The 25042-nt window shown below is 71.0% G+C and carries 25 protein-coding genes and 1 pseudogene; 9 read left to right on the forward strand and 17 right to left on the reverse strand.

Features of this window, described 5'->3' with window-relative positions:
- Positions 1–178 precede the first annotated feature (178 nt).
- Both ACZ7SW_RS39740 and ACZ7SW_RS39745 read left to right on the forward strand, forming a co-directional pair.
- Complete coding sequence (locus ACZ7SW_RS39740) at positions 179–1243, forward strand: tetratricopeptide repeat protein (RefSeq protein ID WP_470235519.1); 1065 nt, start codon at positions 179–181, stop codon at positions 1241–1243.
- 26 nt (positions 1244–1269) lie between these two features.
- Positions 1270–2325 carry a tetratricopeptide repeat protein gene (locus tag ACZ7SW_RS39745; RefSeq protein WP_470235520.1) on the forward strand — a complete coding sequence of 352 codons (1056 nt, stop codon included), beginning with the start codon at positions 1270–1272 and terminating at the stop codon, positions 2323–2325.
- A 38-nt stretch (positions 2326–2363) separates the two neighbouring features.
- On the opposite strand, the gene ACZ7SW_RS39750 is transcribed toward ACZ7SW_RS39745, so the two are convergent.
- From ACZ7SW_RS39750 to ACZ7SW_RS39760, 3 genes are read right to left on the reverse strand one after another with little or no spacing between them, the layout of a single operon-like run.
- Positions 2364–3323, reverse strand: a complete 960-nt coding sequence (locus ACZ7SW_RS39750) for a 3-hydroxyacyl-CoA dehydrogenase NAD-binding domain-containing protein (RefSeq protein ID WP_470235521.1) — start codon at positions 3321–3323, stop codon at positions 2364–2366.
- Positions 3320–4432: an NAD/NADP-dependent octopine/nopaline dehydrogenase family protein gene (locus ACZ7SW_RS39755; RefSeq protein WP_470235522.1), complete on the reverse strand. Its 1113-nt coding sequence runs from the start codon at positions 4430–4432 to the stop codon at positions 3320–3322. Before ACZ7SW_RS39755 ends, ACZ7SW_RS39750 begins: the two co-directional genes overlap by 4 nt.
- Entirely contained in the window at positions 4429–5214 is a 786-nt protein-coding gene (locus ACZ7SW_RS39760; RefSeq protein ID WP_470235523.1) for an SDR family NAD(P)-dependent oxidoreductase, read from the reverse strand. Before ACZ7SW_RS39760 ends, ACZ7SW_RS39755 begins: the two co-directional genes overlap by 4 nt.
- 87 nt (positions 5215–5301) lie before the next feature.
- Between ACZ7SW_RS39760 and ACZ7SW_RS39765 the strand changes: the two genes are divergently transcribed.
- A complete protein-coding gene (locus tag ACZ7SW_RS39765; RefSeq protein WP_470235524.1) occupies positions 5302–6066 on the forward strand; it encodes an IclR family transcriptional regulator in 765 nt (254 codons plus the stop codon).
- 95 nt (positions 6067–6161) lie between these two features.
- Here the strand turns inward: ACZ7SW_RS39765 and ACZ7SW_RS39770 are convergent, their stop codons facing one another.
- The 3 genes from ACZ7SW_RS39770 to ACZ7SW_RS39780 form a co-directional block, all read right to left on the reverse strand.
- Complete coding sequence (locus ACZ7SW_RS39770) at positions 6162–7433, reverse strand: HRDC domain-containing protein (protein ID WP_470235525.1); 1272 nt, start codon at positions 7431–7433, stop codon at positions 6162–6164.
- Between the two features lie 71 nt (positions 7434–7504).
- The gene (locus tag ACZ7SW_RS39775; RefSeq protein WP_033291604.1) at positions 7505–8221 is read right to left on the reverse strand and encodes a response regulator transcription factor; all 717 of its coding nucleotides are present in this window, start codon (positions 8219–8221) and stop codon (positions 7505–7507) included.
- Between the two features lie 672 nt (positions 8222–8893).
- Positions 8894–9457, reverse strand: a complete 564-nt coding sequence (locus ACZ7SW_RS39780) for a DUF3000 domain-containing protein (protein WP_167441842.1) — start codon at positions 9455–9457, stop codon at positions 8894–8896.
- Between the two features lie 549 nt (positions 9458–10006).
- On the opposite strand from ACZ7SW_RS39780, the gene hemE reads away from it, so the two are divergent.
- The 4 genes from hemE to ACZ7SW_RS39800 are packed head-to-tail and all read left to right on the forward strand — an operon-like array spanning position 10007 to position 14608.
- Positions 10007–11089 carry a uroporphyrinogen decarboxylase gene (gene hemE, locus ACZ7SW_RS39785; protein WP_470235526.1) on the forward strand — a complete coding sequence of 361 codons (1083 nt, stop codon included), beginning with the start codon at positions 10007–10009 and terminating at the stop codon, positions 11087–11089.
- A complete protein-coding gene (gene hemG / locus ACZ7SW_RS39790; RefSeq protein ID WP_470235527.1) occupies positions 11086–12495 on the forward strand; it encodes a protoporphyrinogen oxidase in 1410 nt (469 codons plus the stop codon). Before hemE ends, hemG begins: the two co-directional genes overlap by 4 nt.
- A 46-nt stretch (positions 12496–12541) precedes the next feature.
- A complete protein-coding gene (hemQ, locus tag ACZ7SW_RS39795; RefSeq protein WP_470235528.1) occupies positions 12542–13234 on the forward strand; it encodes a hydrogen peroxide-dependent heme synthase in 693 nt (230 codons plus the stop codon).
- A 6-nt stretch (positions 13235–13240) separates the two neighbouring features.
- Positions 13241–14608 carry a CoA transferase gene (locus tag ACZ7SW_RS39800; RefSeq protein ID WP_470235529.1) on the forward strand — a complete coding sequence of 456 codons (1368 nt, stop codon included), beginning with the start codon at positions 13241–13243 and terminating at the stop codon, positions 14606–14608.
- 471 nt (positions 14609–15079) lie between these two features.
- Here the strand turns inward: ACZ7SW_RS39800 and ACZ7SW_RS39805 are convergent, their stop codons facing one another.
- The 10 genes from ACZ7SW_RS39805 to ACZ7SW_RS39850 form a co-directional block, all read right to left on the reverse strand.
- A complete protein-coding gene (locus ACZ7SW_RS39805) occupies positions 15080–15859 on the reverse strand; it encodes a TIGR04222 domain-containing membrane protein (RefSeq protein ID WP_470235530.1) in 780 nt (259 codons plus the stop codon).
- A 101-nt stretch (positions 15860–15960) separates the two neighbouring features.
- Entirely contained in the window at positions 15961–16287 is a 327-nt protein-coding gene (locus tag ACZ7SW_RS39810) for an SCO6045 C-terminal-like domain-containing protein (protein ID WP_470235531.1), read from the reverse strand.
- Entirely contained in the window at positions 16284–17087 is an 804-nt protein-coding gene (locus ACZ7SW_RS39815; RefSeq protein WP_470235532.1) for an MbnB/TglH/ChrH family RiPP precursor modification enzyme, read from the reverse strand. Before ACZ7SW_RS39815 ends, ACZ7SW_RS39810 begins: the two co-directional genes overlap by 4 nt.
- Positions 17080–17607: a DUF2207 domain-containing protein gene (locus ACZ7SW_RS39820; protein WP_470235533.1), complete on the reverse strand. Its 528-nt coding sequence runs from the start codon at positions 17605–17607 to the stop codon at positions 17080–17082. Before ACZ7SW_RS39820 ends, ACZ7SW_RS39815 begins: the two co-directional genes overlap by 8 nt.
- 60 nt (positions 17608–17667) lie before the next feature.
- On the reverse strand, positions 17668–18618 hold the full coding sequence (locus ACZ7SW_RS39825) for a TIGR04222 domain-containing membrane protein (RefSeq protein WP_470235534.1): 951 nt from the start codon (positions 18616–18618) through the stop codon (positions 17668–17670).
- A 98-nt stretch (positions 18619–18716) separates the two neighbouring features.
- A complete protein-coding gene (locus ACZ7SW_RS39830; protein ID WP_470235535.1) occupies positions 18717–19634 on the reverse strand; it encodes a TIGR04222 domain-containing membrane protein in 918 nt (305 codons plus the stop codon).
- 111 nt (positions 19635–19745) lie between these two features.
- The gene (gene msrB / locus ACZ7SW_RS39835) at positions 19746–20174 is read right to left on the reverse strand and encodes a peptide-methionine (R)-S-oxide reductase MsrB (protein ID WP_344267467.1); all 429 of its coding nucleotides are present in this window, start codon (positions 20172–20174) and stop codon (positions 19746–19748) included.
- Positions 20175–20193: 19 nt separating this feature from the next.
- A complete protein-coding gene (locus ACZ7SW_RS39840) occupies positions 20194–20499 on the reverse strand; it encodes a hypothetical protein (RefSeq protein WP_470235536.1) in 306 nt (101 codons plus the stop codon).
- Between the two features lie 50 nt (positions 20500–20549).
- On the reverse strand, positions 20550–22190 hold the full coding sequence (locus ACZ7SW_RS39845) for a serine/threonine-protein kinase (protein ID WP_470235543.1): 1641 nt from the start codon (positions 22188–22190) through the stop codon (positions 20550–20552).
- Between the two features lie 117 nt (positions 22191–22307).
- Positions 22308–22982, reverse strand: coding sequence for a TVP38/TMEM64 family protein (locus ACZ7SW_RS39850; protein WP_470235537.1), 675 nt, complete (start codon positions 22980–22982; stop codon positions 22308–22310).
- A 37-nt stretch (positions 22983–23019) separates the two neighbouring features.
- On the opposite strand from ACZ7SW_RS39850, the gene ACZ7SW_RS39855 reads away from it, so the two are divergent.
- Positions 23020–24042: a DNA polymerase domain-containing protein gene (locus tag ACZ7SW_RS39855; RefSeq protein WP_470235538.1), complete on the forward strand. Its 1023-nt coding sequence runs from the start codon at positions 23020–23022 to the stop codon at positions 24040–24042.
- Positions 24043–24234: 192 nt separating this feature from the next.
- Entirely contained in the window at positions 24235–24627 is a 393-nt protein-coding gene (locus tag ACZ7SW_RS39860) for a DUF6221 family protein (RefSeq protein WP_116206681.1), read from the forward strand.
- 297 nt (positions 24628–24924) lie between these two features.
- Here the strand turns inward: ACZ7SW_RS39860 and ACZ7SW_RS39865 are convergent.
- Positions 24925–25042: pseudogene (locus ACZ7SW_RS39865) on the reverse strand (IS5/IS1182 family transposase); the annotation flags it as partial.

Raw genomic sequence — 25042 nt, forward strand, 5'->3', positions numbered from 1 at the left:
GTTGCTGGTGCGGCCACGAATGCTCCTGAAGTCGAGAGTGTTCCTGTTCCGCACCCTAGCCCTTGTTACCCGTGGGTAACCAGGGGAGTGGCCCGGTCGAGTGGGGGACGGCACACTCCCGGGGGCTTGTGGCATGCGGCACACTGACGGGAACGCACCAACCGGATGGGGGACGGCAATGGCGCTTTTCCGGGCGAACCCGGCGACCGAAATCGCGCGGCTGCGCAAAAAACTGGCGAAAGCCGCGGACCCGGATCTCCCGGAGAACCTCGCCATGCGGCACCGGATCGGCGTGCTGCTGGTGGAAACCGGCGAGTGGCCCGAAGCGGAGAAGCACTACACCGAACTCGCCGACGCCCAGGTGCGCGTCGAAGGCGAACAGCACCCGGGCACGCTGGGCGCTTGGCTGAACCTGGCGATGGCGAAAGCCGCGCTGGGGCGGACCGAGGACGCGGTGCACCTGATGGAGTCCACAGTGGACATCTACGAGGCGGTCGCCGGGCTGGACGATCCGGCGACCATGCAGGCGCGGCTGCTGCTGTCGGAGATGTACTCGGTGTCCGGCGAGTACGACGAGGCGCTGGCTGTGCTCAGTCGGCACCTGAACGCGTGCGTGGACAAGTTCGGGGAGTACCACGAGCTGACCATCGCGGCCGCGCGCCGGAAGGTCAGCGTGTTGCGGACGCTGGGCCGGTACGACGAGGCCGGTTCTCTGCACTCCGGCCTGTCCCGCAAGCCGCGAGACGACCACGAACGCGACGCGAATGATGCGGTCGGTTTGCTGATCCGGGCAGAGGGCGGCGAGGCGAAGGTCGTCCAGCACAAGGCAAGGGAACTCGCCGAGCAGTACCGCACGCCGGAGTTCGTGGAGGTGCTCGCGGCAGTGTTGTTGCGGGCTGGGGAGCCTGCGGAAGCGGCGGAGCTGTACCGCGCCGTGCTGGCCGCACAACCGGCGGCGCAGCAGTGGGGCGCGGCGGGCGAGCTGGCGCGGGCCTATCTGGAAAGCGGCCAGCTCGACGCGGCCGAAACGCTGGCGGGAGAACTCGTGGCGGCTGACGGTCTGCCGGACGAGCATCCGCTGAAGCTTGGTGCCCGGGCGACGTTGGCGCGGGTGGCCCGGGAACGCGGCCGGATCGAGGAGGCGGACCGTGAGCTGGCGGCGGTCGCGGCGGGGTTGACGGAGGCGTTCGGTCCGAAGCATCCGGATGTCGTCGAAGTCGCTGGGTGGCTGAAGAAGGACTGAACCGCCGGGGCGGGCAGACTGTCCAGGTGGGACTCTTCCGCGCGAAGCCAGAGCCGGCCGACGAGGTCGCCGCGCTGCAGGCCGCCCTCGCGAAGGCGCGCAACCCGACGAGCGTGCCGAGCCTGCGTCGGCGGCTCTTGCTGGGCCAGTTGCTGCTCAAGAACGAGGACTGGGCGGCAGGGGAGCGGCACTACACGGATCTCGTGCCCGCGTTGACGGACGAATTCGGTCCCCGCGAGCCGAACACCCTTGCCGCGTGGGCGAATCTGGCGTATCGCCAGACGTCGCAAGGCCGTCCGGCGGAGGCGATCCCGCTGCTGGAACGCACCGCGGAGGCGTTCGAGGAAACCTGGGGCGCGCGCCAGCCAGGGACGTTCAAGACCCAGTTGCTCCTCGCGGAAGCCTATGGCGTGGCAGCACAGTACGAAGACGCGCTCGCGGTGCTGGACGCGCACGTCGACTACTGCGCCGCCGAACTCGGCCCGGCGCACGCCCGGACGAGAGCCGGACGGCGCCGGAAGGCCACCATGCTGTGCGCGCTGGCCCGCTACGAGACGGCCGAACAACTGCTGTCAGCCGAGGACGCGCTCTGCGAGACCGACGGGCATCGAGACGCGCTCCTCTTGGTGGTGCGAGCCGAAATCGGAGATCCGGAGGCGGCGATCGCTCCGATGCGAGAACTGTTCGAGAAGCGTCCAGAGCGGGGGGAGTCCCTGGCAACCGTTCTCCTGTTGGCAGGGCAAGCGCCCGAGGCAGCCGACCTGCTCCGCCAGGCACTGGGCGAAGCGCGGGGCCGAGGCGCGCTGACCCTCCGCAGCGCGCTCGCGCGAGCCTGCGTGGAGAGCGGAAATCTGGACGAAGCCGAGCAAGCGGCGCGGGCGGTGCTGGCCGCTGGTGCCTGGCCAGCGGGACATCCGATGGTGCTCGGCCTCCGCGCGACGCTGGCCCGAGCCGCCGCCCAACGAGGCGACCGAGCGGGTGCGGCGGCGGAGCTGGAATCCGTGGTAGCCGGGCTCAACGCAGTCCTCGGCGCAGCCCATCCGCGCGTCGCCCAGGCCACCGGCTGGCTTGCGGAGTGCTGACGGCCGCGGGCTTGAACCCGCGGCCGCCAACCGAAAAGTCACTCCTGTGGACGCTCCGGAACCGGTGTCCCGTCCCGCAAATGCGGTTCCCGCAGCCGGAAAATCTCCTCGAACTCCCGCATCCGCGCCGCCCGGTAGTCCGGTACCCCGGACGCGTCGAAGCGGTAGAACCCGGCACCGTCCTGGAGACCTCGCCGCTGGCCGGTCATGTTCTCCTCGACGATCGCGGGCGCCTGGAACCGCTCGCCGAGTTCGCCGGTCAGGTAGCGCGAGGCGTAGTACAGGATATCCCCGCCGCCCCAGTCGATGAATTCCAGCGGGCCCAGCACCGAGAACCGCGGCCCGAGCCCGGCGCGGACCGCGAGGTCGATCTCGGCGGCTCCGGCCACCCCTTCCTCGACCATCCGCGCGGCCTCGTTCATCAGCAGCGCCTGCAGCCGCGGCACGATGTAGCCGGCGGCGGGCCCGCACACCACCGGCACCTTGCCGATTTCGCGCAGGAGCTCCACGAGCCGGTCGACCGCGGCCGGATCGGTGTCGTCGCTGCGGCTGACCTCGACCAGCGGCATCAGTTCGGCCGGGTTGAGCCAGTGCGCGTTGACGACCCGCTCCGGGCGGTCGGCGAGTTCCGCGATCTGCGTGACCAGGAAGGTCGACGTCGTCGAGGCCAGCACCGCCGACTCCGGCACCTGCGAGCCGAGCCAGCCGAACACCTCGCGCTTGACGTCCATGACCTCTGGCACGGCCTCGAACACCACGGTCGCGTCGGCGAGTTCCTTCGCCGAACGGTCGCCCAGCGTCAGGCTTTCCAGCGCATCCGCGTGGCCGGACATCGCGCGCAGCCGGTCCGCGAGCCGCGCCCGCACCTCGTCGCGCCGGAGCTGGCGTTCTTCCTCGGTGCGGTCCTTGACGTCCGCGAGCAGCACCGGATGTCCCGCCGCGAGGAAGGCCAGCGCGATGCCCTCGCCCATCCGCCCGGCGCCGACGATGGCGATCACGACTGGACTCCGTCCTGCAGCAGCTTGGTCAGCCCGGCGCGGTCGAGCTCCGCCAGGCCGAGGTTCTCGAAGGTCCGTCCCTCGGCGTAGAAGTCGCGGCCGGTGATCGCGGAGCCCAAGGCCAGCAGGCCTTCCGCGACCGGCGCCGGCACCCCGGCCCAACGGCCCGCGGACACCAGGAGCGACAGCCCGAGCCGGGTGTCTTCGACCATGTAGCGGTGCGTGTGGAGGTCGATCTTCTCGCGCCAGTCGCCGCTGTCGGTCAGCCGCTCGTGCGCCGCGCGGCCGTACATCCATTCCTCGCCGTCGGTGGCGTAGTGATCGGCCAGCGGGAAGTGCGGCGCGCCGTAGCCGAACGCTTCGCGCAGCGCGACCCGCTCGGCGTCCAGCGCGTCGGTCACGCTGCGGATCGACGGTTGCGTGCCCTCGTTGTGGATGTCCCAGGCGGCGAAGTGCTCCAGCGGACCGGCGTTCATCGTGATCAGCGGCGGATGGATGATCGGGCCCGCGTTCATCAATGCCCCGCTGAGCCCGTCGCCCGCGTCCTCGACGCTCGGGTACGCCTCGCGCAGCGTCTTGAACGCGCTTTCCGCCAGCCGCAGCGGGAAAACCCCGGTCGGCAGACGGGTCGCGTACCCGCTGATCACCACTTCCGCGGCACCGTGCCGGCGCGCGAGGTACGGCAGCGTCCCCGCTTCGGCGAACGCGATCTCCGAACTCCCGCCCGCCGCGGCGACGGCCTTGGCGAACACCATCGAACCGAACGTGCCCGGCGGCAGGAAGACCACCTGGCCCTCGGTCAGCAGCGGGGCGAGCCGGGGAGCCAGGTCGTCGTGCGTGGTCGAGGGCAATGGGATCACGATCAGAGCCGCGCCGCGCACCGCTTCGGCGAGGTCCGCCACCGGGTTGATCTCCCCGGCGCCGTCGCCCACCGGCACCGAACGGGAGCCCCGGTAGTCCCGGACGCTCACCGCCCCGGTCGCGCGCAACGCTTCCAGCGCCTCGGCGTTCCGCCGCCACCAGCGCACTTCGTGGCCGTGCTCGGCGAGTTCCGCCACCGTGGCCCAGGAACCGTGGCCGCCCCCGAGAACCGCGATCTTCACTTTCATGTGCTCCTGTCTCGTGCTGGTGTGCTGTCGCACTTTCTCACGGGCCGACCAGGTCGGTCTGCTCCCAAAGCCGATCTTGCTGCTCGGACGACCGCGCCGAACTCGCCCGGAACGATCGTCCGGTACGGCCCGGATCCGACCGCGACCCGGGCGATCGTCTCGATCGCCGCCGCCGGATCGCGCTGCATGGCGAGGAAATCCGAAAAGTCGTGGTCCGAGGCGGGTGCGTTCTCCACGAGTTTTTCATTGAACCCCGTGGAAAACGGCCCGGGTTCGACGACCCGGACTTCGATCCCGTGCGGGCGCAGTTCCTGGCGGACCGCCTGTGCCATGGCTTCGAGCGCGAACTTGCTGGCCCCGTACGCACCCGCGCCGGGAGCGACGAACAGCCCCGCCACCGACGTGACGAACACGATCCGCCCGCCGCTCCCGGCGGCGACGAGCCGATCGGCGACCAGCCTCGTCAGCTCGAGCGTGCCGAAGACGTTGACCTCGAACGTTTTCCGGACCATTGCGGAATCAGTGCGCAATAGCGGGCCTTCGGCACCGAATCCGGCGTTGTTGAGCAGAACCGACGCGTCGAGCGCCGCAGCCGCTTCACGATCAGCCGGGTCGAGCAGATCAAGCCGGGAGACCTCCGCGACAAGCCCGCGCTCGGCGAACGCCGCCCGTGTCGGCTCGACCTGAGCGTCCCGTTCGACCGTGGCGAAGACCCGGTGCCCGCGCGCCGCGAGCACCAATCCCGCTCCCAGTCCGAGACCCGAACCCGCGCCCGTGATCAAAACCGACTCGCTGTGTTTCTTGCTTGGCCGACCCACGCCCGCAGTCTCGCTTGCGTCGCGGCCCGGCCTCAATCAGACTTCCGCCACATGGAAGCGAGACCCACTGCGGCGGCGCGGCTGCTGTCGGTACTGGACTGCTTCAGCGCCCAGACGCCGGTGCTCTCCCTGACTGAAATCGCCCAGGCCGCGGGCCTGCCGTTGAGCACGGCGCACCGGCTGGTCGGCGAGCTGGCCGAATGGGGTGCGCTGACCCGCGACGACCACGGCGGCTACCACCTCGGGCTGAAACTGTGGGAGCTTGGCTCGCTCTCGCTGGCCCGGGCCTCGATACGCGACATCGCCCTGCCGTATCTGGGCGACCTGTTCGACGCGACCGGTGAAAACGTGCACCTGTCCGTACTGGACGGAACTGACGTCGTGTTCCTCGCCCGGCTGGCCGGACACCGCTCGGTCGGCATCCTGACCACGACCGGCAGCCGCCTGCCCGCGACCACCACCGCGACCGGCCGGGTGCTGCTCGCGCACGCCACCGCCGACACCCGTGAATCCGCGCTCACCAGCCCGATCGCGGCGGAAACCCCGCACACCACGACCGACCCGGAAACCCTGCGCGCCGAACTAGCCGAGATCGCCCGCACCGGCTACTGCGTCGCCGACCGCCAGCTCGCGGACGACGCGGTCGCCGTGGCTGCCCCGATCCGCGACGCGTCCGCACGGGTCACCGCCGCGGTCGCGGTCGTGGGCCGCCGGGAGACGACCTCGGTCGCGCACCTGGTCCCCGCGGTGGTCACGACGGCTACCGGGGTGGCAAGGTCGCTCGGTTACCGCCGCCCGGCCCGTCGTCGCGTTTGAGCGCTGTTCCTGGACCATCCGAGCCAATCAGCCGCTCGCCCGAACCCTGCCGAAGGTCTAAACCTCAACTAGAGGTCCGAACCACTCGGCGCGCGTCAGGAAGCCGTGCTGTGCAACGCCTTGCTCAACGCCGCCACAGTCAGCTCCACCTGCCACGGCCGCGCCCCGCCCGCCCGCAGCGCGTCCGCCACCGAATCCTCCGCGAGGTCGGCGGGCGGTCGCCAGCAGGTGCGCCGGACGAGATCCGGCAGCAGCAGGTTCTCCACCGGCAGCTTGCGGTCCTCCGCGATCGCGGCCAGCGCGGCTCGCGCCGCGGCGAGCCGGGCGGCGGCGTCGGGGTCCTTGTCCGCCCAGCGGTTCACCGGCGGCGGACCGTCGTTGGGCTGGCTCGGGCTCGGCAGTTCGCTCGACGGCAGCGCCTTCGCCGCCTGCAAGTGCCGCAGCCAGCTGGCCGTGTACTTGCGCTGCACGCGTCCGCTGAACACCGGCAGCGCCTGCAGTTCCTCGACCGTCTTCGGGTCCGAGGTCACGGCGTTGACGATCGCGCTGTCGGGAAGGATCCGGCTGGGCGCGCGGTCGCGTTTGCGGGCCAGTTCGTCGCGGGCCTGCCACATCTCCCGCACCGCGGCGAGGCCGCGCGGGCTGCGGATCTTGTGCACCCCGGACGTCCGGCGCCACGGTTCGGCGCGCGGCGCGGGCGGGGGAGCGGTGCGGACAGCCTCGAACTCCTGCTGCGCCCACTCCAGCTTGCCCTGCGCCGCCAGCTCGGCTTCGAGCTTCGCGCGCAGTTCGTTGAGCAGTTCGACGTCGAGGGCCGCGTAGTTGAGCCAGTCGACCGGCAGCGGACGCTTCGACCAGTCCGCGGCGCTGTGCCCCTTTTCGAGCGTGTACCCGAGCAGCAGCTCCACGAGCGTGCCCAGCGCGACGCGTTCGTACCCGGCCAGCCGTCCGGCCAGTTCGGTGTCGAACAGCGACAGCGGGCGCAGGTCCAGCTCCGCCAGGCACGGCAGGTCCTGGGACGCGGCGTGCAGCACCCATTCGGTGTCGTTGAGGACGTCCCGCAGCGGGGCGAGGTCGTCGGCGAGCGCGATCGGATCGATCAGCACCGTGCCGGAGCCTTCGCGGCGCAGCTGGACGAGATAGGCCTTGGGCCAGTACCGGTAGCCCGACGCCCGTTCGGTGTCGACGGCGACGGCGCCCGTGCCCGCGGCGAGCCGCGCGCACGCTTCGGAGAGCGCGACGGGGTCGGTCACCACCGGTGGGGTGCCTTCCGCCGGTTCGCGGAGCAGCACCGGCGTTCCGGAGGCACCGGGGTTCTCGGTGGTCTCGTCTCCGGTCCGGGCTCCGTCCGCCTGTGCAGTTCCCATGTCCGACGACCCTACGGGACGAGCGGACCGCGCCTGGTCCGCCCGCCCCGCAGGGACGTGGTTCGTCGTCGTCAGCGGATCACGCCGGCTCGCATCGCCAGCGCGACCATCTGCGCCCGGTCGCCCGTGCCGAGCTTGCGCCCGATGCGGGACAGGTGGGACTTGACGGTGAGCGCGGAGAGGGAAAGCTCCTCCCCGATCTCCTTGTTCGACTGCCCGTCCGCGACGAGCTGGAGCACCTCCACCTCGCGAGCCGAAAGCTCGCGCGGGGTGTTGTCGGTGCCCGCCACTCGCGTGCCGGTCGCCAGGACCGGGGCCACGCTCGGGTCGGCGTAGACGCCGCCTTCGAGAACCCGGCGCACGCCGTCGGTGACCACCACCGGCGACGCCGACTTCAGCAGGTACGCCTGAGCTCCGGCCTGGAACGCGGAGCGCACCGCGTACGGGTCGTCGGAGGATGCCAGGACCACCACGCGCGGCCAGCCGTGGCTACGGAGTTCCGTAACCAGCTCGATGCCGCTGCCGTCCGGCAGTCCGAGATCGAGGATCGCCAGATCGCACGGGCCGGTGGCCTGTGCTCGCGCCCTCGCCTCGGCCACCGTGGCGGCCTCGTGGACAGTGCCCGCACCCATTTGTGCGAGTCGTGCTGCGATTGCCTCCCTCAACAGCGGGTGGTCATCGACCACCAACACGGAAAAAAGCTCTTCCCGCGGGTGCGGAACCATGCTCGCCGGCAAAGCACCGGCTGGCGTGGATCGGACGGCCTGAGATAAGCCGACGGTAGCCACGTCACTACCTCCCTGGAGTCGGTCGTGCCCCCCGACCGGCACCGGGACCTTCGGCCGTTCAGCCGCGCCAGCTTTAGACCGAAAGTGGTGTCGTCCCAGGCACTGTAGCCGTCCGGACGCCGTTGCGGGGGGATCGAATGGGTATCTATCCGAAACAGTTCGTCACTCAGCGAGGTCGTTGTAACACGATCGGACTAACGATCGGAGTCTTGTTAACGACTGGCGACCGGGCCGCGATGCACCTCAGTTACCGGCATCGAAACGGGCGTGCAGATGGCCCGTGCACCTGCGGGTGCTGCCGGAGCGGGGCCGCCGCCCCGGCCGTCCCGCTCCGGAAATGCGCTCCGGCCGGGGCAAGATCATTTTCTTTCACGTTTTGCCGCGCGCGTCGCCCGCCCGGCCGGGTCGTGCCGGAGGCGCTGGAAGACGGCCTGGAACCGCGTAGGAGCAGGTTACCGGGGGTTCACTGGCTGTGATCATGCCCGGCCACGAACGTGCGGCATCCGGAGCAGCGGCTGCCGCGGTCCACGATGGACAGTCGGCGGCGGGCGTCCGGAAGCCCCGCTGAAGATCTCAGCGGAGGGCTGGGAAGGCTCGAATCCGCCCGGGAAGGCGCGTTCGTGCGCGTGCAAGGGCCGCGAAGGGGCTGCCCGACCGGGTGAACTTAGGAAATCAGGAGCTTTGCCGCTGCTCGAACAGCGTGACGCCCACCGGCGGCAGCCCCACGACGCTCGCCATCACCTGGCAGAACGCGAGCCCGTGCGGGCCGAGCGCGGCGTCGGTCGGGGTCCAGGAGGCCCGCAGTTCGAGGTCGTCCGTGCGGGCCGGGCCGGAGATGTCGCCGAAGCGAGCCGAGGACGTTTCCGTGACGGTGCCGCCGAGCGCCTTCCACGACGCGCCGGAGGCCTCCAGCGCGTCGGTGAGCCACGACCAGCCGACCGCGGGAAGGAACGGGTCCGTGGCCAGCTCGCGGTCGAGCTCGGCGCGCACGTACATGACCAGCCGCAGCACGCCGTCCCAGCCTTCCTGGCCGTCCGGATCGTGCAGCAGGACCAGCCTGCCGGACGCCAAGACGTCGGCGGGCCCGGAAACGTCGCAGCTCAACGCGTACGACCACGGCGCGAGCCGCTGCGGCGCGCGCATGGTCTCCAGGCGGATCTCCGGGCGCGGCCGGACGGCTTGCAGCGCCGCGACGGCTTCGCGGAAGAGATCGGGCACTGGCGTCATCGCGGTCACGCACCGACTGTAGGGCGGCGACGCCCAGTTGCGGACGCAGGCGCGCCGAGCGAGACCCAGCCGCGACCCGGCGAACGGCTCCGGCTGCCCTTCCGTCTCTCCTGCCGTGCCCGCTGCCGCTGCGGCGCCGGCCGGGTCCCGCGCGACGCGTGCGCCTGGGTGCGCGGGGCGGGGGCCTGGCAGGTCGTGGTGTGTCGGTGTGGAGGACGTCCTTGACGCCGTATTGGTTGCATCGCTCGCACCCGATGCTGCGTTGGTTGCGCCTCGCGCACTGAGCGCCGTGCTGGGTGCGTCGGGCGCAGTCGACGCCGCGGCGGTGCGCTGGATGTCCGGGCGACGCCGCGTGGTTGCGCCTCGCGCACCGAATGCCGCGTTGGATGCGTAGTCCGCACAGCATTGGCACCGGGCAGGCGACGCCGAATCCGGCACCGAGCCGTGCGGATCCCTCGGCAGGCGCGGCTATCGGCAGCGGAGCGAGGGCTTGTCGGGCACGGGGCGGCCGGACGTTGGGCACGGGGCGGCCCGGGACTGCCGGACCCGCGTGGGACCATGGGGGTCGTGCCTCAGGTTTCGTCCGCGCCCGTCGGCGCCCCGTCCGTTTCGCCCCGTCGCGCCCTGCCCGGCTCGGCTTTCCTCGCCGCCGCGCGCGGGGAGCGGCCCGCGCACGTCCCGGTGTGGTTCATGCGCCAGGCCGGCCGTTCGCTGCCGGAGTACCGCGCGCTGCGCGAGGGCGTCCCGATGCTCGACGCGTGCTTCGACCCGGAGATGCTCGCCGAGATCACGATGCAGCCGGTCCGCAGGCTGGGCGTCGACGCGGCGATCCTGTTCAGCGACATCGTGGTCCCGCTCAAGGCGGCCGGCGTCGACATCGACATCGTCCCCGGAACCGGCCCGGTCGTGGCCTCGCCGATCCGCGACGCGGAGGCGGTGCGCGCGCTGCCGAAGCTCGAACCCGAGCAGGTGGCGAAGGTCGCCGAGGGCGTCCGGCTGCTGGTGGACCGGCTCGGCGAGACGCCGCTGATCGGGTTCGCCGGAGCGCCGTTCACGCTGGCCAGCTACCTGATCGAGGGCGGCCCGAGCCGCAACCACGAGCACACCAAAGCCCTGATGCACTCGCAGCCCGAGGTCTGGCACGACCTCGCCGCGCGCCTCGCCGACATCGCCGCCGCCTTCCTGCGCGCCCAGCTCGATGCCGGCGTCGACGCGGTGCAGCTGTTCGACTCGTGGGCCGGTGCGCTGTCCGAGCGCGACTACCGCGAGTTCGTGCTGCCGCATTCGGCCCGGGTGCTGGCGGCGGCCGGCGAGCACGAGGTGCCGCGGATCCACTTCGGCGTCGGCACCGGCGAGCTGCTCGGCGCGATGCGCGAGGCGGGCGCGGACGTCGTCGGCGTCGACTGGCGGATTCCGCTCGACGTCGCGGTCCACCGGCTCGGCGGCAAGGTGTCGGTGCAGGGCAACCTCGACCCGGCGCTGCTGTACGCGTCGTGGCCGGTCCTGGAGGCCGAGGTGCGCCGGATCGTCGAGGAGGGCCGCGCCGCTCGCGGGCACGTGTTCAACCTCGGCCACGGCGTGCTGCCGAGCGTCGACCCGGAGGTGCTGAAGCGCGTCGTCGACCTGGTGCACTCGCTGTGAAGCACGTCGCGGTCGTCGGCGGCGGGATCTCCGGGCTGGCCGCGGCGTACCGGTTGCGCCGGCTGCTCGGCGACCGGGTGACGATCACCGTTTTCGAGAGCACGGCCGCGATCGGCGGGAAGCTGCGCACGGCGGAGGTCGGCGGAGTCGGCTACGACGTCGGCGCCGAAGCGTTCCTCGCCCGGCGGCCCGAGATGCTTTCGCTGGTCGACGAGGTCGGCCTGGCCGATCGCCTGGTGCATCCGACGAAGGCGCGCGCCACGATCCACGCGGGCGGTTCGGTGCAGAGCTTGCCGCCCGGCACCGTGATGGGAGTCCCGGCGTCCGCGGACTCGGTCGCGGGCGTGCTGTCCGACGACGGACGGCGCGCGGTCGAGAAGGAGCGTTCGCTCGGCCCGGTCGAACTGGGCGATGGCGACGCGCCGCTCGGACCGCTGCTGCGAACCCGGTTCGGAGAGGAGCTGGTGGACCGGCTGGTCGACCCGCTGCTGGGCGGCGTCTACGCGGGCGGAGCCGACGGCTTGGGTCTCCGCGCGACGATGCCCGGCCTGGCCAACGCGATTGAGGGCGGAGCGGGTTCGCTTACCGAGGCCGCTTCCTCGCTGCTGCCGAAAACACCGGGCACCGCACCGGTTTTCGGCAGTCTCACCGGCGGCTTGCGGGGATTGCTCGACCGGCTGCTGGAGCTGTCCGGAGCGGAACTGCGCACTTCATCGACGATTCGCGCGCTGACGCGGACGCCATCCGGCTGGCGGCTGGAGTTCGGCGCGGCCGCCCCGGCACATGCGCCCGCGGACAGCCCCGTCGACGCGGACGCGGTGCTGCTCGCGGTGCCCGCCCCAGCCGCTCGGAAGCTGCTGGACGGTGTGGTCCCGGCGGCTTCGGCAGCGTTCGGCGAGGTTGAACTGGCGTCGATGGCGGTCGTCGCGTTCGCGTTCCCGCCGGGCACTGAGCTGCCTGATGCATCCGGAATCCTCATCGGCGCGGGGGAGCGGGACGCGGAAGGCGTGCCGTACGCGTCCAAGGCGTTCACGTTCTCGTCAAACAAATGGGCGCACCTGGGCGGGTCCGGTCCGGTTCTGGTGCGCGGTTCGGTCGGCCGGTTCGGCGAGCCCGGCGCGTTGAACGGCGACGACGATTCGCTGGTCGCGGCGGTCCGCGCGGATCTGGCCCGGCTCGCCGGCGTCACCGCGGAGCCGATCGACACCCTGGTGACGCGCTGGGGCGGCGGCCTCCCGCAATACGGCACCGGGCACCTGGAGCGAGTGAGGCGGATCGAGACGGCGGTGGCGGAGGTCCCGGGCCTGGCCGTGGCGGGCGCCACGCTGCACGGCGTCGGGCTGCCGGCCTGCGTGGCCACGGCCGATGCCGCCGCCCGGCGGATCGCGGAGCAGCTCTTCGTGTGACGGAGCCCCATGGCGATCGCCGTGCGAGGAGTGCCAGGATGGAGTCATGGCGCGGCTGAATTACAACGAACTCAACGACACGATCCGCTACACCACGTGGTCGGTCTTCCGGATCGAACCGGGGAAGTTGGGGGAGGACCGCGGCGCCGCGGGCCGCGAGACGGCCGAGTACCTCGACGGGCTCGAGGCCAAGGGTGTCGTCGTCCGGGGCGTGTATGACGTTTCCGGCCTCCGCGCCGACGCGGACTTCATGATCTGGTGGCACGCCGAGGAGATCGAGCAGGTCCAGGCCGCCTACACCGGGTTCCGGCGCACGCCGCTCGGCCGCGCGTCCACGCCGGTCTGGAGCCAGACCGCGCTGCACCGGCCCGCCGAGTTCAACAAGAGCCACGTGCCCGCGTTCCTGGCCGGCGAGGAGGCGCGCAAGTACGTCTGCGTGTACCCGTTCGTCCGGTCCTACGACTGGTACCTGCTGCCCGACGAGGAACGCCGCAAGATGCTGGCCGACCACGGCAAGGAGGCGCGCGACTACCCGGACGTGCGCGCCAACACCGTCGCGTCCTTCGCGCTCGGCGACTATGAGTGGATCCTCGCCTTCGAGGCCGACGAGCTGCACCGGATCGTCGACCTGATGCGCCACCTGCGCAACACCGAAGCCCGTCGCCACGTGCGCGTCGAGGTCCCGTTCTACACCGGCACGAAGGTGCCGCCCGCCGAACTCGTCGCGGCTCTGCCGTAACCGCCGGTGCAGGACGTACTTGCCGGGGCCTGGCAGTCGCTCGCCGGGGAACCGCTGCCCGCCGTGTCCCTGACCGGTGACGAATCCGTGCTGCCCGGGCACTTCCGGGTCCCCGCCATGGCGAGCGCCAGCATCGCCGCGGCCACCCTGTCCGCCGGTGAACTGCTGCGGCTGCGCGGCATCGACCCCGGCACGGTGTCGGTCGACACCCGGCACGCCGCCGCCGCGTTCCGCAGCGAGCAACTGCTGCGCATCGACGGCGAACCCGCGCCGAGCCCGTGGGGCAGCATCGCGGGCGACTACCGCGCGGCCGACGGCTGGATCAAGCTGCACTGCAATACCTCCCGCCACGAAGCGGCGGTCTGCTGGGCGCTCGGCGTCCCGGCGACCCGCGAAGCGGTGACGAAGACCGTGGCCGCGAAATCCATGGCAGAGGTCGAATCCGCCGTGGTGACCGCGGGCGGCGCGGCAGCGTTGATGCGCTCGCGCGAGGACTGGCTGGCGCACCCGCAAGGCCAGGCCGTCGCGGAACTGCCCCTGGTCGAACTGGACCGGATCGGCGACGCGCCGAAGCGCACCCTGTTCGACTCGGACCGCCCGATGGGCGGCGTCCGCGTGCTGGAACTGACGCACGTGCTCGCCGGCCCTGTCGCGGGCCGCGTGCTGGCCGCGCACGGCGCGAACGTGCTGCACGTCGGTGCCGCACACCTGCCGCGGATCCCCATGCTGACCATGGACACCGGCCAAGGCAAACGCTCCGCCTTCGTCGCGCTCGACACCGAGGGCGGCCGCGCGAAGCTGAAGAAGCTCATCGCCCGCGCGGACGTCCTGGTCCAGTCGTTCCGCCCCGGCGCACTCGCCCGGATCGGCTTCGGCCCGGAGCAACTCGCCGAATTGCGGCCCGGCCTCGTGGTCGCGGACATCTCGGCATACGGCTGGACCGGCCCGTGGGCCCGCCGCCGCGGCTTCGACAGTCTCGTGCAGATGTCGTCCGGCATCGCCGAGGAGTACGCCACTGACGCTCCCGCTCCGCTGCCCGCGCAGGCCTTGGACCACGCCACCGGCTGGCTGACCGCCGCCGCGATCATGACGGCCCTCCGCCGCACCGTCACCGACGGCGGCAGCTGGCACGCCCGGCTGTCCCTCGCCGGCACCGGACGGTGGCTGGATTCCTTGGGCCGCAAGGATCCGGAACCGTCCGAAGTGGACTACGCGGACGTGCTAGAGACGGTCGACAGCGACTTCGGCCAGATGACCCGGGTACGGATGGCCGGAGAACTGCCGGGCGCGCCGCCGCACTGGGACCACCCGTCACCCCGGCCCGGCGCGGACACCGCGGTGTGGTCGCCGGTCGTGCCGCAGCCGGTCTCGTGAGCGCAGCCGGTTCCGCGGGCGCGACCGGCCGGTGACTGCCGCACCGGTGCCGCGGGCACGGACGGTCTCGTAAGCGCAGGCTCGTGAGCGCCCGGCCGGTGAGTGCAGCGCCGGTCGGTAAGGGTGCCCAGTCCCGCGAGCACCCGTGAACGCCGCCGGTCTGTGCGCGCGCCCAGCCCCACGAGCGACGGTGAACACCGCGCTGGTCGCCGCTCTCGCAAGCGCACGCAGTGCTGGTCACCCTCCCGCAAGCGCACGCAGTTCCGTGAGCGCCGCCGCTTCCGTGAGCGCAGCCGGTCCTGTGAGTGCGCCGATCCTGTGAGCACCGTCAGCACAGGCAGCCCGTGCGCACCCAGCTCCGCGAATGCCACCGGAAGGTCAGCGCCGCCAGTCCCGTAGGTCCCATGCCGGTCCCGCGAGCGCCACCAGCCTCGTCGATCCCGCCGGTCAACCCCGCTCGCCACGCAGCGGCTAAATCGGCATAAGCCCTCCAGTGACCCGCTTGTCCGGATAAGCCGCCAGTCCGCCCATCGCCACGAGTTCGGCCGGTCCTGAGCCACGGCCCGCAGTGCCCTGCTGTTCGGCCCGCGCGAGCACCGTCGCCCCGGCAGTCGTCGGCGGCAGCGAATCGACCTTCCGCTTGTCGAACTTCTTGGCGATCCGCTGGCTGCCGACCAGACAGAGCCAGAGCGCCATCCCGATCTCGACGAAAACAAGCAGCACCATGACGTTCAGGTGAGACCGGCCGACGTCGTAGACCAGCCGCGCCACGCCCACTGCCAGCACGATCACCCCGGCCGCGGTCAATGCGTACCCGAGGCTCGTCAACGGCCTGCGCCGGCTGACCAGCTGCCGCTGGACCAGATCGGTTTCGAGCGCCTGTATCGCAGGCTTGAGCACGGGCGACCGCGCGACCCGCGACGCCAGCTGACCTTGACCTGCCGCCTGGTGCACGGCTTGTTCGATCGGCGGCGACGCTGGTGGCGAGCCGGTAGAGACGACTTCGCCCAGTCGCCCAACCTGCAACTGTCCGCGTGAGAGCAGCGCCGCGATCGCGGTTTCCACCACCCGGAGCCGCCCGTCGGCCAAGTACGCGACGTCGTAGGCATCGCGCGGTACGGCGGCCGACTCCGGCGCGGACGCCTGCGTGGCCAGCTTGTCCTTGCCAGTGGCCAGAATGCTCAGCACGCCCACGGCGGTGGCCGCGTAGACGAGATAGATCGGGCTCAAGGCAGCCCAGAATCCGTTCACGACAGGTTCCCTCCCTCCAGGTCCGGCAGAGATCGGATAACACCGCCGTAACCAGACATGTCGTCAGCGTAACCAGCACCACCGACAAAACCGGAACAGGCTCAGCGGCGAAACCATCTGCGCCGGGGTTTGGGCAGGTCACCGCGGGCGATGAGCCACTCCGCGAACGCGTCGGCATACTCCCGGGCCCGGATCGAAGTCGTCTTAGGACGCTCCGCGGCGTAGGTGTCGAACAACGGCCGGTACCGCGCGCCCAGCGTCTCCGGCAGGTCCGGCCGCAGATACGCCACCAACCGCCGCCGCTTGCCGAGCAGCACTTCGGCTTCGATGCGCAACCGCGAGGCCTCGAAGCCGGACGGCGCCTCGGCCCCGGTCAACAGGCTGTCCAGCAACGCGGCCTGCCGAGCTGCCAGCTCTTCCCGGCTCACCTCGTCACCGCAGTCCGCAATGCGACCAGCTCGGCAGCGAGTTCGGAATCGGTGGGGTAGTCGTCGTCGCGCTCCAGGAGAACGCCCGGCGGATCCGTGCGCCGACGCAGTTCGGCGAGCAGATCGAGCACCTCCGGCAGCACTGGATGCGCGTGCGTGTCGTGATAAACCCCGTCGCGTTCCACGCCGCCTGCCATGTGCACGTACGCCAGCCGTTCCCACGGAATCCCGTCCAGGAACGCCACCGGATCGGTACCCACATTGCGCGCGTTCGCGTACAGGTTCGCCACGTCGATGATCAGCAGGCAGCCGGTCCGTTCGGTCAGCTCGGTGAGGAATTGTTCCTCGGTCAGCTCGCTTTCCGGCCATTCCAGCAGCGCGGCGATGTTCTCCAGCGCCAGCGGTACGTCCACAATGGACTGAGCGAGCCGGACGTTGTCCACCAGCACGTCCAGCGCCTCGCGCGTGCGCGGCAGCGGCATCAGGTGCCCGGAATCCAGCCCGCCCGCGCGGACGAAACAGACGTGGTCGCTGGCCAGCGGCGCGTCGAGGACCCGGGCCAGTTCGGCCAGATGCTCCACCCGCGCGGTGTCCAGCGGTTCGGCCCCGCCCAGCGACAGCGACACCGCGTGCGGCAGCACCGGCATCCCGCGGTCCTTCAGCGCCAGCAGGCTTTCCGGCAGGTGCGGGGCGTGCAGGTTCTCCGCGACCACCTCGACCCAGTCGACGCCCGGCAGCCGCGCGATCGACAGGTCCAGTTCCGGCCGCCAGCCGATGCCGATCCCCAGCCGGTCAGCCACCGCACCCACCTCCGCCTCCGTCGCAGGACGAGCTTCCCGCTCCGCTCTTCAACGCCAAGCTTGTCGCATGGCGCGGATACAGCGCGAACCCGCCCAACGCGACCTGCGAAGCGGACTGTGCCCGCGGTGCCGCCGGATCCGTCCGCACCGCGGCGACCATCGCGCGCCCGTCCTTGGTCAAATGGCCCCTCGGCCGCCTGCGGCTGGTCACCGCGAGCAGCACAGTCAGCCCGCCGGTCGGGTGGTGCAGTGCGAAGCCGTTCACCCAGCGCGCCAGACCGATCACGAGCAGTGCAGCGAAGGCCAGAACCACGCCCGTCGCGAAGCCGAAGGAAGCGACCAGACCGTGCTGGCGGAGGTCGTTCCCGATGGCCCGCACCGGCGCGGAGACCGCCTGCTCAACCGGCCCGCTCGGCGCTCCGGAGACAGCGGTGAGCTGGTGCACCGTCAGCGTCAAGGCCAGCGCGGATCCGTAGATCGCCAGGAACTGCGGGCCGAAGATCCCCGACGGCTCGTGCACGGCGTCTCCCTCCTCGGATCGGATACCCCGCGGACGCCCGGACCGCGCGTCTCGTCGCGGCTATCCGCCGCAGCCGCCCCCGCCGCCACAGCTGCTGCCTCCGCCGCACGAAGACCCGCTGCTGCACGAGGAACCACTGCTGCACGACGATCCACCACTCGATCCGCCGCCCCCGGCCCAGGTGGTCCCGCCGCCGCTGAGCAGCGCGGTGCTCATCTCGTCGTCCGGATACAGCGCGATCCCGCCGAGCGCGACCACGCCCGCCGCCCCGGCGAACAACATTACGCCGCCGTTCCGGCTCGTCTCGGCGAACTCCTCAGGCCGTTCCTGCGCGGCTTTCGCGTCTTCGCGGGCCCGCGCCACGACAGCGTGGCCCGCGTCGGTCGCCTGGGACGTTTTCTTGCCCTTGCGGGACGTGAACGCGATCAACGTGAGGATCCCGGCCACGAACAGCAGCCCGATCAACCCGCCGATCGGCCGGCCCAGCTGTGCTCCGTTGACCGCACGGACGATGCCGATCAGCAGCAGCGCCGCGTACACCGCCACAACGCCGGTGCGGAAGCCGTCCAGTCCGTCGCCGATGACGGTCACCAGCCCGCGTCGCTCGAGGTCCTCGCGGATCTTCTCCACTTCCGCCCGGACCGCCGGCAACCTGCGCACCATGGCAACGGTCGCCGTGCCGCTCTGCGCGGCGTCGTGCACCGCTCGTTCCAGCCTCTTGCGAGCCGGTCGCTTGCCGATCGCGCTCAGCTTGCCCTTGCTGCTCACCCGCAGCAGTTCTTGCTCCAGCAGCGTCGCGATCGCGGTGTCGACCGTGCGGTCCGAGCCGCCGGCCAGGTAGGCGAGCTGGTAGACGTCCGGGCGCAGCGGGGCCGCGACGGCAGCGGGCGCGTTCCGCTGCCGGGACCGCGCCATCGACGGCCAGGTCAGCTGCACCACCAGCACGACGGCCAGCGCCAGGCCGAAGATCAGCAGGAATTGCGGGCCGGAAATGCCCCACGGTTCGTCCACGGTTTCCCCCTCTTTTCCGCGTTGCCGGAACCTTAACCGGACCGTCGCCGGAGGCTGACGGCAGAACTGACGCAGCCGGCGCCCGATTCGTTCCCGGCTCAGCTGTTCCCGCCGCCGCAGCCCCCTCCGCACCCGCTGCCGCAGCCGGATCCGCACCCCGAACCGCCGCACCCGGATCCGCAGCCCGCACCGCCGCCGGATCCGCAGCCCGCCCCGGCGGCCCAGTACCCCGCCGCTCCGCCGAACCCGCCCGCGACGCCGGTACCCGCGATGGCGGCCCGTGCCTGCCGGGTCGCCGGGAGCCCGCGGAGCAGCGCGACCCGCAGCTCGCGATCGGGATGATTCGAGAGCCCGCCCACCGCGACGTTCCCGGTCAGGCCGCTGATCAGGCTCTGGTCCGGCCACGCCGCCTCGGCCGCCGCACGTCCGGCCTCGGTCGGCCGGATCCGCCGGGCAGCCCTGTGACGGGACAGCGCGGCGAACGCGAACCACACGGGCACCAGAAGCGAAATCAGCACAAAGCCGTTCAGCCAGCCGACGAACGCCGCCACGCCGGCCGCAGTCAGCACTGCTTCTTCGATCGCGGTCCACTTCCACGCCCGTCGCAGCGCTGGGCCGTCGACGAGCAGACCTCGTTTGGTCAGGTCATCGACCAGCTCGCGGACCGCGTCACCCCAGACGAGGCCGCGCAGCACGGTCGCGATCCCGACCCCCGTGCCGGCCAGCTCAGCGGCTTCCCGGCTCAGATCGTCGGACGGTTCGGTCGGCGTGCGATACAGCCGTCCCACGGAATCCGCCCGCAGCTGCTCCCGCTCCAGCATTGAGGTGACCGTCGTTTCGGCGACGCGGATCGGGCCGTTCGTCAGCAACGCGACCTGCGCCGCGGACGTCAGCCGCGTTTCGGGATGCCTGCCGCGGCGCAACCGGGCGGCGGTCCGCAGCCCGAGCCGCCAGCAGATCAGCGCCAGCACCAGGATCAGCGCGGCCGGCGTCGCGCGTTCGATCGTCCACTCCATCACGGACCCCCTCCGGATGAACAATCCACGCTACCTGCCCGGCCCGGGTTGCCGCCGCACGAAAAACCGCCCTCCCCGGGACGGGAAGGGCGGTCTTGGGGGACCCGGGCGTCAGTCGCCGGATTCCTCGACGAGCTTCAGGGAAATCGAGTTGATGCAGTAGCGCTGGTCCGTGGGAGTCGCGTAGCCCTCGCCCTCGAACACGTGCCCGAGGTGGCTGTGGCACGAGGCGCACAGCACTTCGATGCGCCGCATGCCCATGGTGCGGTCCTCGCGCAGCAGCACCGCGTCCGAGTCCGCCGGGTCGTAGAACGACGGCCAGCCGCAGTGGCTTTCGAACTTCGTGTCGCTGCGGAACAGCTCCGCGCCGCAAGCCCGGCACTCGTACACGCCGGTGGTCTTGGTGTCGGTGTACTCGCCGGTGAACGGCCGTTCGGTGCCGGCTTGCCGGAGCACCGCGTACTCCTCGGGGCCCAGCTGCTCCCGCCATTCCTGGTCGGACTTCACCACGCGGGGAGTGGTGCCGACGACGGGTTTCATACCTTTCACCCCTCCCACGTTACCTGGAGAGAAAAGCGACCGTGTGCAGCGCGATGTCCCAGGCGGTGACCAGCAGCCCGAGCACGATCAGCACCACGACCAGCGCGGACACCCAGTAGCGGAGCCCACCGGTGCGACTGCTGGAGTCGGCGAAGTCGGCGACCTGGTCCAGGCACGCCTCTACGGTGAAGGTGGGCCCGGTGCGCTCCATCCGGTCGAGATGGGCGGCGAACGCACGGGCCTCCGGGTCGTACGGATCCAGCCCGACCAGGTCCTCGTGGAACCGAGGATTCCAGCCCGGCGGCAGAGCTCCGTTCTCGGCCATGCCTCAAAGGTAGGCTATTCGCCTCGTCGTACCCACCTCTGCGGCGCGTGTCACTGCGCGGGCGTGCCGCCTCCGATGCGCGGGTCGCTGTTGATCATCAACGTGCCGTCGGGCCCGGCGATGACCTGTACGACCTTCTGCATCGGCGCACCGCCCTCCGGGGTGAGAGTGATCTGGACATCGGCGGAACCGTCCGGATTGTTCTGGTGCTTGTAAACGTTCGCGCCCTTGTAGCCGGACAGCTTGTTCTGATCCCAGTACGAGGCGAAAGCGGTCTGATCACCGAAGGCCGCCTGTGCCGACGGGGTCAGCATCGCCCACGCAGTGGGCGATCCGGCGTTCTGATAGAAATTCACGGCCAGCTGGCCGGCCGGCCCCCACTGCACGTTGCCGTTGGATTTGGCTGGCGGAGCAGAAGAACTCGGCGTGCTCGACGGAGTCGCCGGAGCGGAGGAGCTCGACGCCGGCGGCTGCGCGTTCGACGAAGCCCCGCCCTTGCCCCGGCTACTGCTCAACACCAGGAAGACCACCAACGCCACCGCGACAATCGCCACAGCCCCGCCAGCGAGGAACGCCATCTTCTTCTTCCGCGCCGCCGCAGGCGAAACCCGCTCTCCGGTCCCGGAGCCGGAGTAGTTCGGCGCGGCAGCGGTAGGCGTCGGCCGCACCGCGGGCTGCGGGCGCGGGGGAGTGTTCGGCGGGGGAGCAGGACGCGAAGGCGCACCCATCGGCATGAACGCCGCAGTCGGCGTCCGCGGCGGGTTCGACGGAGCCTTCGGCGCGGACGCGGCAGCAGCCGCCGGAGCACCCGCGCGCGCCCACGGCGGGCGAGAGCCATTGCTCCCCGGACCGCGATTGCCCGACAGCAACTGCTGCGGCGCAGCCGGTTCCCCGGTCGCCAGCGAGGCCAGCCGCTCCCGTGCCTCGGCCATGCTCGGCCGCTCGGAAGCCTCGCTGCGCAGCAGGCTCATCAGCAACGCGGTCGCCGGACCGGCTTGCGTCGGCGGGTTGACCTGCCCGTTCGCCGCCGCGTACAGCAGCGCGAGCTGGTTCGTGGTGTTGCCGTACGGGGTCTGTCCCTCGATCGCCTGGTACAGCGTCGCGCCGAGGGCGAAGACGTCCGAGCTGGGGACCGGGTCGGCGCCGCGGGCCAGTTCGGGCGCGAGGTACGCCGGGGTGCCGCCGATGAGGCCGGTCTGGGTGAGCGTCATGTCGCCGGCCGCGCGCGAGATGCCGAAGTCGGTGATCTTCGCGGTGCCGGTCTCGTCGATCAGGATGTTGCCGGGCTTGACGTCCCGGTGCACGATCCCGGCGCGGTGCGCGGCCACGAGCGCCGCGGCGACCTGCTCGCCGATCCGCGCGACCTGGCCGACCGGCAGGGTGCCCTGTTCGGACAGCACCGCGGACAGGCTCGGGCCGTTGAGGTACTCCATCACCAGGCACGGGTCGCCGCCGTGCTCCGCGACGTCGAACACGACGATCGCGTTGGGGTGCTGGAAGCGGGCGGCGTTCTTCGCCTCGCGCATGGCGCGCTGGCGCATGTTGTCGCGTTCGGCCTCGGAGACGCCCGGCTGCGGCAGGATCTGCTTGATCGCCACCGACCGCTCCAGGCGCACGTCGACGGCACGCCACACCACGCCCATGGCACCGCTACCAATGTGCTCGACGAGGCGGTAATGCCCCGCGATCAGCTGCCCGGTGTCGATGACGCCCGCTCCTGACAAAAGTCCCGTGATCGTGGTCGTGCGCAGCGCGGATGCCCCTCGCGCACCCGAACGAGTGTAGCGGTCGGAAGTACCTGCCCGCCGTCAGCCAGCCGGTGCCGACGGCACGGGAGCCTCCGGCTCGGCGGCGGGGACGCGCTTCCGCAGCACTCGCACCAATCCTGCCGCACCGAGGATCGCGAACACCGCGTAGCAAGCCAGCAAAGCGGGCGGCGTGTCGCCGGTCAGCGCGTCCGCGAAAACTACCACCGCGATGGTTCCCGGGACGCTCCCGAGCGCCGTTCCGGCAAGGTACGGAAGGAGTCTCACGGACGAAACGCCGCAGAGGTAGTTCATCGCCGAAAACGGGACGACCGGGATCAACCGCAGCGATGTGATGGCGAGCACGCCGCCGTCGGACAGCCGGTCGTTGACGGCCCGCACCGGTGCGCGGTGCAGGTGCCGCAGGATCAAGTCCCGGCCGAGCAGCCGCGCCAGCCCGTACGCCAGAGCGGCGGCGATCGTGGTGGCCGCCAACGCGATCAGCACTCCCGCGACGCTCCCGACGAGCAATCCGGCGGCCAGATTGAACACCGTGCGCGGGATCGGCGCGACGGTGAGCAACGAGTAAGCCACGAGGAGAACCAGCGGAGTCATCGACCCGGTCGCCGCGGCCCAGGTGCGCAGCTGCGCCGGTCCCGGGATCGGCAGCCACAGCGCGGCGGCTCCGAGAAGAGCTAACACGACCAGGGCGACGATCAGCTTGGTTCTCCCGGACACCCCGCCACGGTACGGCACTCGCGGCTACGGTGGCCGCATGCCCAAAAACGGCGATCCGGTCGAATACCAGGTGGGGGAGCGCACCGTCCGGGTGTCGAGCCCGGACAAGGTCTACTTCCCCGAACGCGGCATCACGAAGCGGCAAGTCGTCGAGTACTACCTCGCCGTGGCCGACCCGTTGCTGCGGGCGATCGGGGAACGGCCGACCACGCTGAAACGCTACGTCGACGGCGTCACCGGCGAATGGTTCTACGCCAAGCGTGTGCCCAAGGGCGCGCCGGACTGGCTCGAAACCGCGCGGATCGCCTTCCCGTCCGGCCGCACCGCCGACGAGGTCTGCCCGACCGAGCCCGCGGTGTTCGCCTGGGCCGCCAACCTCGGCACCTTCGACTTCCACCCGTGGCCGGTGCGCCGGTCCGACGTCGACCACCCGGACGAATTGCGGATCGACGTCGACCCGCCGGAGCGCGCCGGGTTCGCCGACGCGGTCGAGGTCGCCGGCGTGGTCCGCGAGGTGCTCGCCGACGCCGGGCTCACCGGATACCCGAAGACCTCCGGCGGCCGCGGGGTGCACGTCCTCGTGCGGATCCGCCCGGAATGGGACTTCATCGCGGTGCGGCACGCGGTGATCGCGCTCGGTCGCGAGGTCGAACGGCGGATCCCGGACAAGGCGACGGTGTCCTGGTGGAAGGAGGAACGCGGCGGCCGCGTCTTCCTCGACTACAACCAGGCGGCGCGGGACCGGACGGTCGCGTCGTCGTGGTCGGTGCGCGGCACCCCGCGCGCGACCGTCTCGACGCCGCTGACCTGGGATTTGCTCGCCGACGTCGACCCGGACGACTTCGACGTCCTGACTGTCCCGGATTTCCTCGCCGAACGCGGCGACCTGCACGCGCCGATGGACGAGACGGCGTTCGGCCTGGAGACGCTGCTGGAGTGGTACGAGCGCGACGACCGGGACCTCGGCGGCGCGGAGCTGCCCTACCCGCCGGACTATCCGAAAATGCCCGGCGAACCGAAGCGGGTGCAACCGAGCAAGGCCCGATCGGACCAGGCGTGACCGTCCGATTGCCGGGCGTGATCACTCTGGGTGATCAACATCGCGGGGAATTTCACGGATGTTTCCGCAGGTCGCACTGAGTTTTCCGAGGTCGACTACCATGGGGTGTGCCGCTAGCTGGTAACGCGCCGGGGTCGAGGTGCGACTATTGCCGGGGCCGGAGGGGAGCCGGGACCGGAGGAGGGAGACGTCGTGGACGACCTGATCGCGTTCCTCGCCGCGCGCGTCGGACAGCGGCAGGCGCTGATCATGCAGGCGGTGCAGAAGGGCAAGGCCGGCGAGCCGTTGAACCGCGGAGAGGCCAAGGTCGGGCTGGAGGAGCGGGTCCGTTCGCTCGGCGACCTCGAACTCGACGTGGTCAACCAGATGATCAACGAGATCGAGGCGACCCGGCGGATCATGCTCGCGCATCGGACCACGGTGTCGGAGAAGGTGCCTGGGTTTCCGCTGTATGGCAGTGAGTATTGGTGCGAGACGTGCCATGTGCCCGCGGATGAGGCTGGGTCTAATTGGTGTTTGACGTTGCGGTTGCTGGCGTTGCCGTATGCGGAGCATCCGGATTACAGCGAGCGGTGGAGGCCTTGAGGGTCTGGGTGGTAGGTCGTCGCCTGGCGGCGACATTGCGCCTCGTTTGTGAGAGGGCACCCCGAAGCTGATTGTGATGACAGTCTGCGGGGGCTTGTCGAGGCGGGAAAGATGCCTCGACAAGCCCCCGCAGACTGCATTTTTGGCTTCGTATCGGGGTGCGGGGGTGGTGTGGGTGCCTGGTTGGTTGGGTGCGCGGGCTGCGGTTTGGGGTTGGTGTAGTCCGTGAAGGGGTCCCTCGCTGCCTGGCGGTGGTCGTGAGGGGAACCCTGAGAGGGTGTTGCGGAACCTGGGTGGTTAGTCGTCGTGGTCTTGGGCTGGGCGGCGTGCTGCTTCGGTTTCGATGGGGCCGCGGGGTTCGATGTGCTCGTCGGCGAGGCGGGCGGCCATCAACCGGATCATCGCGAACTGGATC

It is taken from the genome of Amycolatopsis sp. NPDC114484 (assembly GCF_055633755.1).

What these genes read in the sequence shown, in the direction of transcription:
- ACZ7SW_RS39840 (WP_470235536.1), bottom strand. Translation starts at nt 20,499, where the DNA reads ATGGCCGAGAACGGAGCTCTGCCGCCGGGCTGGAATCCTCGGTTCCAC.
- ACZ7SW_RS39855 (WP_470235538.1), top strand. Translation starts at nt 23,020, where the DNA reads ATGCCCAAAAACGGCGATCCGGTCGAATACCAGGTGGGGGAGCGCACC.
- hemE (WP_470235526.1), top strand. Translation starts at nt 10,007, where the DNA reads ATGGGGGTCGTGCCTCAGGTTTCGTCCGCGCCCGTCGGCGCCCCGTCC.
- ACZ7SW_RS39755 (WP_470235522.1), bottom strand. Translation starts at nt 4,432, where the DNA reads ATGAAAGTGAAGATCGCGGTTCTCGGGGGCGGCCACGGTTCCTGGGCC.
- ACZ7SW_RS39770 (WP_470235525.1), bottom strand. Translation starts at nt 7,433, where the DNA reads ATGGGAACTGCACAGGCGGACGGAGCCCGGACCGGAGACGAGACCACC.
- hemQ (WP_470235528.1), top strand. Translation starts at nt 12,542, where the DNA reads ATGGCGCGGCTGAATTACAACGAACTCAACGACACGATCCGCTACACC.
- ACZ7SW_RS39740 (WP_470235519.1), top strand. Translation starts at nt 179, where the DNA reads ATGGCGCTTTTCCGGGCGAACCCGGCGACCGAAATCGCGCGGCTGCGC.
- ACZ7SW_RS39765 (WP_470235524.1), top strand. Translation starts at nt 5,302, where the DNA reads ATGGAAGCGAGACCCACTGCGGCGGCGCGGCTGCTGTCGGTACTGGAC.
- ACZ7SW_RS39830 (WP_470235535.1), bottom strand. Translation starts at nt 19,634, where the DNA reads ATGGAGTGGACGATCGAACGCGCGACGCCGGCCGCGCTGATCCTGGTG.
- msrB (WP_344267467.1), bottom strand. Translation starts at nt 20,174, where the DNA reads ATGAAACCCGTCGTCGGCACCACTCCCCGCGTGGTGAAGTCCGACCAG.